Origin of the sequence: Streptomyces sp. 13-12-16, from assembly GCF_002114215.1 — a bacterium.
Classification (GTDB): domain Bacteria; phylum Actinomycetota; class Actinomycetes; order Streptomycetales; family Streptomycetaceae; genus Streptomyces.
The window spans coordinates 1-422 of sequence record NZ_NCTE01001504.1 but is presented as its reverse complement, the minus strand read 5'-3'; the positions used below and the strand labels follow the sequence as shown (position 1 = coordinate 422).

Here is a 422-nt window from a genome sequence, read left to right as displayed (position 1 = left end):
CCGTCCACGGCACGGATGACGTCGGCGATGCTGATGGCCTCGGCGGGCCCGGCCAGCCGGTAGCCGCCGTTGCCGCCGCGCTGGCTGAGCACGAGACCGCCCCGGCGCATGTCGTTCAGGATGCTTTCGAGGAACTTGTGCGGGATGTCCTGGGCGTCGGCGATGGCCTCGGCCTTCAGCGGCCCGTCGTCCCGTGACGAGGCGAGCTGCAGCGCGGCACGTACCGCGTAGTCCGCCCTGGCTGAGATCCGCATGCGTCCCATTATCCCGTACGGCTCCGGTCGGCATCCGCCGGCGGCTGCCGACCGTGCCGGCCCCGGCGCTCGGCGCAGTGACCGCGCGGCGTGGAGGGTGGCCGGGGTCCCGGGCAGGGGGGCGTGGCGCGGTCTCGGGCAGGTGAGGCCGCCGACCGGTCCGCCGAG

The 422-nt window shown here is 74.9% G+C and carries 1 protein-coding gene; it reads right to left on the bottom strand.

The genetic code is table 11. The features are described from left to right. Positions 1 to 254, bottom strand: a 254-nt coding sequence (locus B7767_RS43755; protein ID WP_143653055.1) for an Rrf2 family transcriptional regulator, incomplete at its 3' end; no start/stop codon positions are given. Between the last annotated feature and the right edge of the window lie 168 nt (positions 255 to 422).